This is a genomic window from Microbacterium sp. (assembly GCF_035554235.1).
In the GTDB taxonomy this organism is placed as follows: Bacteria; Actinomycetota; Actinomycetes; order Actinomycetales; family Microbacteriaceae; genus Microbacterium.
In genome coordinates this window covers 1-7,648 of sequence record NZ_DATMIO010000038.1, presented here as the reverse complement: position 1 = coordinate 7,648, position 7,648 = coordinate 1, and the positions used below count along the sequence as shown (strand labels likewise).

Annotated in this window: 5 protein-coding genes; 3 read left to right on the top strand and 2 right to left on the bottom strand. The window is 71.1% G+C overall.

Features of this window, described 5'->3' with window-relative positions:
- Positions 1-789 (bottom strand): DUF222 domain-containing protein (locus VNT50_RS01940; protein ID WP_325483423.1); only part of this gene is annotated, 789 nt, incomplete at its 3' end.
- Between the two features lie 209 nt (positions 790-998).
- Between VNT50_RS01940 and recQ the strand changes: the two genes are divergently transcribed.
- Positions 999-3,053, top strand: a complete 2,055-nt coding sequence (gene recQ / locus VNT50_RS01935; protein WP_325483422.1) for a DNA helicase RecQ — start codon at positions 999-1,001, stop codon at positions 3,051-3,053.
- A gap of 106 nt (positions 3,054-3,159) precedes the next feature.
- Positions 3,160-4,848 carry a formate--tetrahydrofolate ligase gene (locus tag VNT50_RS01930; protein ID WP_325483421.1) on the top strand — a complete coding sequence of 563 codons (1,689 nt, stop codon included), beginning with the start codon at positions 3,160-3,162 and terminating at the stop codon, positions 4,846-4,848.
- A 1-nt stretch (position 4,849) separates the two neighbouring features.
- Here the strand turns inward: VNT50_RS01930 and VNT50_RS01925 are convergent, their stop codons facing one another.
- Positions 4,850-5,365, bottom strand: coding sequence for a GNAT family N-acetyltransferase (locus VNT50_RS01925; protein WP_325483420.1), 516 nt, complete (start codon positions 5,363-5,365; stop codon positions 4,850-4,852).
- A gap of 179 nt (positions 5,366-5,544) precedes the next feature.
- Between VNT50_RS01925 and VNT50_RS01920 the strand changes: the two genes are divergently transcribed.
- Positions 5,545-7,648: acyl-CoA dehydrogenase family protein (locus VNT50_RS01920; protein WP_325483419.1), on the top strand; the 2,104-nt coding region annotated here is incomplete at its 3' end.

Here is a 7,648-nt window from a genome sequence, read left to right as displayed (position 1 = left end):
GCCGGGGTGGGTGGTGGTGAAGCGGGGTCCGTCGAGTTTGGGGTTCAGCAGGGCGTCGAAGATGCGTTGGAGTTGGGCGGCGGTCTCGGGGAGCAGGTTCCCGCGGATCGGGATCAGTCCGTTCCGGCCGGTGCCGAGGTGGAGCCCGCGGTTGCGCATCGCGACCGTCTCGCGGGGTTCGGCACCGTCGGGGTCCAGGTACACCGCCCATACCTGGGCGAGGGCGCGCAGGTCCTCCGCTCCCGCCGGGGGTGCGCCATCCACCCCTTCCCCGCGGGCGCTGGCGGCGAGTTCCTCGTCCGCGGCGAGGTGCGCTACCCGCCCGGCCCGTCCGGCGAGCGATCCCAGGGGGGTGAGCACCGCGACGACCCCGTCGACCCCGACCTGCCCGTCGATCAGCGCGGCCCGGATCGCCGGGTACTCCGCGGGGAGTCGTTCCCCGGAGGAGGGGGCGATCCGCTCCTGCACCCCCCGCGCGGCGTGTTCGTAGTCGCGCACCGTGTGCTTGGCGGACAACGTGACCCGTTGCACCAGTTCGGACACGGACCGGCAGCCCAACCGTTCGGTGAGCCGCCCGTCCCGGGTGCCGGTCTCGGAGCGGTCCTGCACCTGCCCGGTGCCCTCCACCAGCACCGCCTCCAGTCGCCGGATCATCCCCGCCGCGGTGCCCATCACCCCCAGCAGTTCGTCATCGGAGAGCCCACGGATCGCGTCCGCGTCGAACGCCCCTGTGATCACGTCACCGAGCGCACGGTGCAGGTGCGAGAGGGTGTCGGCGAGGGCGTCCATACCCCTCATTCAACCCCGGGCCACCGACATCCGAACCCGCAGAACAACCCAGATCAGCAAAACAAACCCCTCCCTGTTCAAACTCCATTCCGGCCCACCCCTGGGGAGGAAACGGCGCACCCCCGCAACAGGGCCCCACGCCGCCGCGCCGCTTCCACAGGCTCGGCAATCGCCGCGAGCGTGTCGGCCCCGCTGGTTACACTCGACGGGTGACATTCCTCCCGGCAGACGACGCTCCGCCGCTCGAGGACTACGTCCCGTGGGGACCCGACGAGGTTCCCCCTCCCGACGACCAGCCACCCTTCGACGACTGGGCGCCCCCGCCGCCGGATGACGGCTGGCTTCCGGCCCCGGACCCTGGGCCCCCGGCATCCGCCCCCGCCCGACCCCCCGCATCCGCCCCCGTCGTTCCCCGGGCCACCCCGTCTCGCTACGCGACGCCGCTCGAGGCGCTGCACACCGTCTTCGGCTACGACGCGTTCCGCGGCAACCAGGCCGAGGCGATCGACCAGCTCGTGGCGGGCGGCGACGCGGTCGTTCTCATGCCGACCGGTGGCGGCAAGAGCCTGATCTACCAGATCCCCGCCCTCGTGCGGCCCGGCACCGGGCTCGTCGTGAGCCCCCTCATCGCGCTCATGCACGACCAGGTCGACGCTCTCGTCGCCAACGGCGTGCGCGCCGCGTACCTCAACTCGACCCAGGCCGCCCCGCAGCGCGCCGCGGTCGAGCGCGCCTATCTCGCGGGCGAGCTCGACCTCATCTACGTCGCCCCCGAGCGGCTCTCGAACGTCGGCACGCGCGCCCTCCTGCAGCGCGGCACGCTGTCGGTCATCGCGATCGACGAGGCCCACTGCGTCTCGCAGTGGGGCCACGACTTCCGCCCCGACTACCTCACGCTCGGCGAGCTCGGCGAGCAGTTCCCGGGCGTTCCGCGCGTCGCCCTCACCGCCACGGCGACCGAGGCCACGCATCGCGAGATCACCGAGCGCCTTCGCCTCCCCGAGGCGCGCCACTTCGTCGCGAGCTTCGACCGGCCGAACATCCAGTACCGCATCGTGCCGAAGGCCGAGGCGCGCCAGCAGCTGATCGCCTTCATCCGCACCCTTCGACAGGCTCAGCGACCGGGTGAATCGGAGCCGGCCGGCATCGTCTACTGCCTCAGCCGCAAGACCGTCGAGCAGACGGCCGAGTTCCTGCGCACGAAGGGCATCGACGCCCTGCCGTATCACGCCGGACTGGATGCCGCGACGCGGGCCGCGAACCAGTCGAGGTTCCTCCGCGAAGACGGCGTCGTGATGGTGGCGACGATCGCATTCGGCATGGGCATCGACAAGCCCGATGTGCGCTTCGTGGCGCACGTCGACCTGCCGAAGTCCGTCGAGGGCTACTACCAAGAGACCGGCCGCGCCGGTCGCGACGGCGAGCCATCCATCGCGTGGATGGCGTACGGGCTCGGCGACGTCGTGCAGCAGCGCCGGCTCATCGACCAGGGCGCGGGAGACGCGACCCATCGCCGCCGCATGGGCCAGCACCTCGATGCGATGCTCGCGCTCTGCGAGACGACCGGATGCCGCCGCGTCGACCTGCTCGGATACTTCGGTGAGGCCTCCGGCGCCTGCGGCAACTGCGACACGTGCCTCGAGCCGCCCGAGGCGTGGGACGGCACGATCGCCGCGCAGAAGCTCATGTCGACGATCGTCCGCCTGCAGCGCGAGCGCGGCCAGGCCTTCGGGGCCGGCCACCTCATCGACATCCTCCGCGGAACACGCACCGACCGGGTCGGCCAGCAGGGGCACGACGCCCTCGCGACCTTCGGCATCGGCGCCGATGTGTCCGACCAGGACTGGCGCAGCGTCGTGCGCCAGCTGCTCGCGCAGAAGCTGCTGGTGGCCAAGGGCGAGTACGGCACCCTCGCACTCGGCGAGGAGGCCGCGCAGGTGCTGAGCGGCGAGCGCAAGGTGCCGCTCCGCCGGGATGTGATCGGCCGGACCGGCGGCAGCTCGCGTCGGGCGCGCAGCAGCGCGGCTGCCGAGCTCACGGATGCCGGCGACCGCGAGCTCTTCGAGGCGCTCCGCGCCTGGCGCGCCGGCGCGGCGAAGGAGCAGGGCGTGCCGGCCTACATCGTGTTCGGGGACGCCACGCTCCGGGCACTCGCGCAGGCGCGGCCCGCGTCCGTGCGCGACCTCGACGGCATCAGCGGTATCGGCGCGAAGAAGCGCGAGGCCTACGGCGAGGCCGTGCTCGCGGTGATCGCCGCCGCCTGACGGCTGTGCGGGCCGCTCGCCAGGCTCGCGGGCCGATCTCGAGGCTCTCATCGCCGCGCCCCATATGCTGGGCGGGCGGTCACCGGCGACCGCGGGAGGAGCGACGATGAGCCCCAGCAATATCGAGATCGCCCAGGCGGCGACCCTCCGTCCGATCGGCCAGATCGCCGCGAGCATCCGCATCCCCGACGAAGCCCTCGAGCCCTACGGGCGCTACAAGGCGAAGGTGTCGCTGCCGTTCCTCAAGAGCATCGAGGAGGCCCCGCAGGGCAAGCTCGTGCTCGTCACGGCGCTATCGCCGACCCCCGCCGGTGAGGGCAAGACCACCACGACCGTGGGCCTGGGCGATGCCCTCACCCGCATCGGGGAGCGAGCGATGATCTGCCTGCGCGAGCCGGCGCTCGGGCCGGTGTTCGGCATGAAGGGCGGTGCGGCGGGTGGCGGGCTCGCACAGGTCGTCCCGATGGAGGACATCAACCTGCACTTCACGGGCGACTTCGCCGCGATCGCCCTCGCCACCAACCTGCTCGCCGCGCTCATCGACAACCACGTCCACCACGGCAACGCGCTGGGCATCGACGTGCGGCGCATCACGTGGCGCCGGGTGCTGGATGTCAACGACCGGGCACTCCGCGATGTCGTGGTCGGGCTCGGCGGGCCGAACAACGGCTACCCGCGCGAGTCGGGCTTCGACATCGTCGTGGCCTCCGAGGTGATGGCGATCTTCTGCCTGGCGCGGAGCCTCGCCGACCTCAGGGAGCGCCTCGGGCGCATCGTGATCGGGTATACCCGTGATCGCACGCCGGTGCTCGCGCGCGATCTCGGCGCTCACGGCGCCATGACGGCCGTGCTGCGCGATGCGCTGGCGCCCAACCTCGTGCAGACCCTCGAGCACACCCCCGCCTTCATCCACGGCGGACCGTTCGCGAACATCGCGCACGGCTGCAACTCTGCGATCGCGACGAGCGCAGCCCTGCGCCTCGCCGACTACGTCGTCACCGAGGCGGGGTTCGGGGCCGACCTCGGCGCGGAGAAGTTCATCGACATCCTGTGCCGCACGTCGGGCCTGCGGCCCGCGGCGGCGGTCGTCGTCGCCACCGTGCGGGCGCTCAAGTACCACGGCGGCGTCGACGTGCCCGACCTTCCGCTCGAGAACGTGCCCGCCCTCGAGCGCGGGCTCGTCAACATCGAGCGACACCTCACGACGTTGCGCGAGGTGTTCGGCCTTCCGTGCGTCGTCGCGGTCAACCACCGGGCGGAAGACACGGATGCCGAGATCGCGGCGCTCGTCGCGGGTGTCGAGCGCCTCGGCGCGAACGGCGATGCCCCCAAGGCCATCGTGGCGAGGCACTTCGCCGAAGGCGGCGCGGGAGCCGAGGATCTCGCTCGCGAGGTCGTCCGCCTGTGCGCCGAGCCGAGCGAACTGCGGTTCGCATACACCGCCGAAGCCCCGCTGTGGGAGAAGATGCGCACGATCGCCCGGCGAATCTACGGCGCCGACGACATCACGGCCTCGACCGCGGTGCGCGCTCAGATCCGCCGCCTGCAGGACACCGGCTACGGCCACTACCCGGTCTGCGTGGCCAAGACGCAGTACTCGTTCTCGACCGACCCGAAGCTGCGGGGCGCCCCGAGCGGGCACACGGTCGACATCCGCGAAGTCCGCCTCGCCGCCGGCGCGGAGTTCGTCGTGCTGGTGTGCGGCGACGTCATGACGATGCCGGGGCTGCCCGAGCGCCCGGCCGCGATGCAGATCGACGTCACCGAGGACGGCCGCATCGTCGGGCTGTTCTGAGTCAGCCACCCTCGTCGAGCGCCAGCCGCCAGGCGTTCACGACGATCGGGTTGCCTCGCGGGTATTCGAAAGGCTCCTCGCCCAGGAACGTGAAGCCCGCGCGCTCGCACAGCCGGTTCGAGCCCGTGTTCGACACTAGCGGGAAGGCGAACAGGCCCGTGCGCTCGGGATCGCGGTGCGCCCGTGCGTCGTCGATGCACAGCGCGAGCGCCCGCCCGGCGATGCCCTTGCCCTGGAACGGCGTGTGCACGCTCCACCCGATCTCATAGGCGGGCACGCCCCGGCGATCGATGCGCCAGTACCCGATGCCGCCGACCGCGTCGTCGCGATGCATGATGCGGAACATGCGCGCGTCGCCCGTCGCCCACATCGAGAGGTACCGCTGGTGCCTTGCCTCGAGCTGGTCCGGCGTCTCCGGCCCACCGAGATACACCGTCATCTCCGACGTGTTGCTCCGTTCGAGGATGACCATGTCGTGCTCCCCCCACGGCTCGATGCTCACCCTCGGCTCCACCATGGAACGAGGCTACGCCGCACCCGGGAGGGGGCCGTACCGCCTGCGTGTGTGGGGGCCGTACAACGGCGAAGGCGGATGCCGGGCGCACGGGTTGTCGGAAGACTCCAGGCGCCTTGGGGATGGGTTGTGGGACTTCTACCATGTGGAGACCCCCTTTCTCCGTGTGATGTGAGGACCCCATGACCGACACCGTCGTCCGCCCCGAAAAGCCGTCGAGGAGCAAGCGCACCCCGGCCGGGGGAGCCCCGGCCGCTCCCGCGAGCGCCGCCGAGGCATCCGAAGCCCGCATCGACGTCGCGGGCGTGACCGACCTGCTGCTCGGCACGTGGGCCGACACCCGCCGGGAAGCGCGCGAGATGCTCAAGGACCCCGCGTTCCACCGTGTCGACGGGCTCGGCATGGACGAGCACCGCGAGCGCGTGCTCGGCCAGCTGCGCCTGCTCGTCGAGAACGGCTCCGTGCACCGCGCGTTCCCCAAGGAGTACGGCGGCCAGGAGAACAACGGCGGTAACATCGCCGGCTTCGAGGAGCTCGTGGCGGCCGACCCGAGCCTGCAGATCAAATCCGGCGTGCAATGGGGCCTGTTCGGATCCGCCGTGCTGCAGCTGGGCACGAAGGAGCACCACGACAAGTGGCTGCCCGGCATCATGAGCCTCGACATCCCGGGTGCGTTCGCCATGACCGAGACCGGGCACGGTTCGGATGTCGCGGCCATCGGCACGACGGCGACGTACGATCCCGAGACCGAGGAGTTCGTCCTCCACACGCCCTTCCGTGGTGCGTGGAAGGACTACCTCGGCAACGCGGCATTGCACGGCGTCGCCGCGACTGTGTTCGCTCAGCTCATCACGAACGGGGTCAACCACGGCGTGCACTGCTTCTATGTGCCGCTCCGCGGCGGCGACGGCGGCTTCCTGCCCGGCATCGGCGGTGAAGACGACGGCCTCAAGGGCGGGCTCAACGGCATCGACAACGGACGCCTGCACTTCGACCACGTGCGCATCCCGCGCACGAACCTGCTGAACCGCTACGGCGACGTCGCCGCCGACGGCACGTACTCGAGCGACATCAAATCCCCCGGGCGGCGGTTCTTCACGATGCTCGGCACGCTCGTGCAGGGGCGCGTGTCGCTCGACGGCGCCGCGTCGTGGGCCTCCGCGCTCGGACTGTACATCGCCATCACCTACGCGACGCAGCGCCGCCAGTTCGACTCCGGTGCCGGCACGAACGAGGTCGTGCTGCTGGACTACGGCAAGCACCAGCGCCGCCTCCTGACCCGCCTCGCGACGACGTACGCGAGCATCTTCGCGCACGACGAGTTCCTGCAGAAGTTCGACGCGGTCTTCAGCGGGACGGCCGATTCGGATGCCGACCGCGAAGACCTCGAGACGCTGGCGGCCGCCCTCAAGCCGCTGTCGACCTGGCACGCGCTCGACACGCTGCAAGAGGCCCGCGAGGCGTGCGGCGGCGCGGGATTCCTGTTCGAGAACCGTCTCGTCGGCCTGCGTCAGGACCTGGATATCTACGCCACCTTCGAGGGCGACAACAACGTGCTGCTCCAGCTCGTCGGCAAGCGCCTGCTCAGCGACTACGCGAAGCAGTTCAAGGGCGCGGATGCCGCGAAGCTCGTCGCCTACGCGGCCGGTCAGACCGCGGGGAACGTCTTTCACGGATCGGGGCTGCGCCAGCTCGGTCAGGCGGTGAGCGACTTCGGCTCGACCGCGCGCTCCGTCGAGCGCGGCCTGCGCGCCGAGCAGCAGCACGAGCTGCTCACCGAGCGCGTGCAGCAGATGGTGGCCGATATCGCGGCGCGCCTTCGCCCCGCGGCGAAACTCTCCAAGGAGGAGGCCGCGGCGGTCTTCAACGCGAACCAGTCCGAGCTCATCGAGGCGGCCCGCGCTCACGGCGAGCTGCTGCAGTGGGAGGCGTTCACCGACGCCGTCGACGGCATCGAGGATGCCGGCACCAAGCGCGTGCTGACGTGGCTGCGCGACCTCTTCGGCCTCGGCGTGATCGAGAAGCACCTCTCGTGGCACCTCATCAACGGGCGCCTCTCGACGCAGCGCGCGGCGGCGGTCACGAGCTACATCGACCGACTGTGCCTGCGCCTGCGTCCCCACGCTCTCGACCTGGTCGACGCGTTCGGGTACGAGCCGGAGCATGTGCGCGCGCCGATCGCGTCGGGCGCCGAGCAGGCGCGCCAGGACGAAGCCGCCGCGCATTACGACGCGCTCCGCGAGAGCGGCGAACTGCCGACCCCGGAGAAGAGCGCCCACAAGAGGT

Bases quoted from the DNA above. Each gene is read 5' to 3' on its own strand.
- VNT50_RS01930 (WP_325483421.1), top strand. From the start codon at position 3,160: ATGAGCCCCAGCAATATCGAGATCGCCCAGGCGGCGACCCTCCGTCCG.
- VNT50_RS01925 (WP_325483420.1), bottom strand. From the start codon at position 5,365: ATGGTGGAGCCGAGGGTGAGCATCGAGCCGTGGGGGGAGCACGACATG.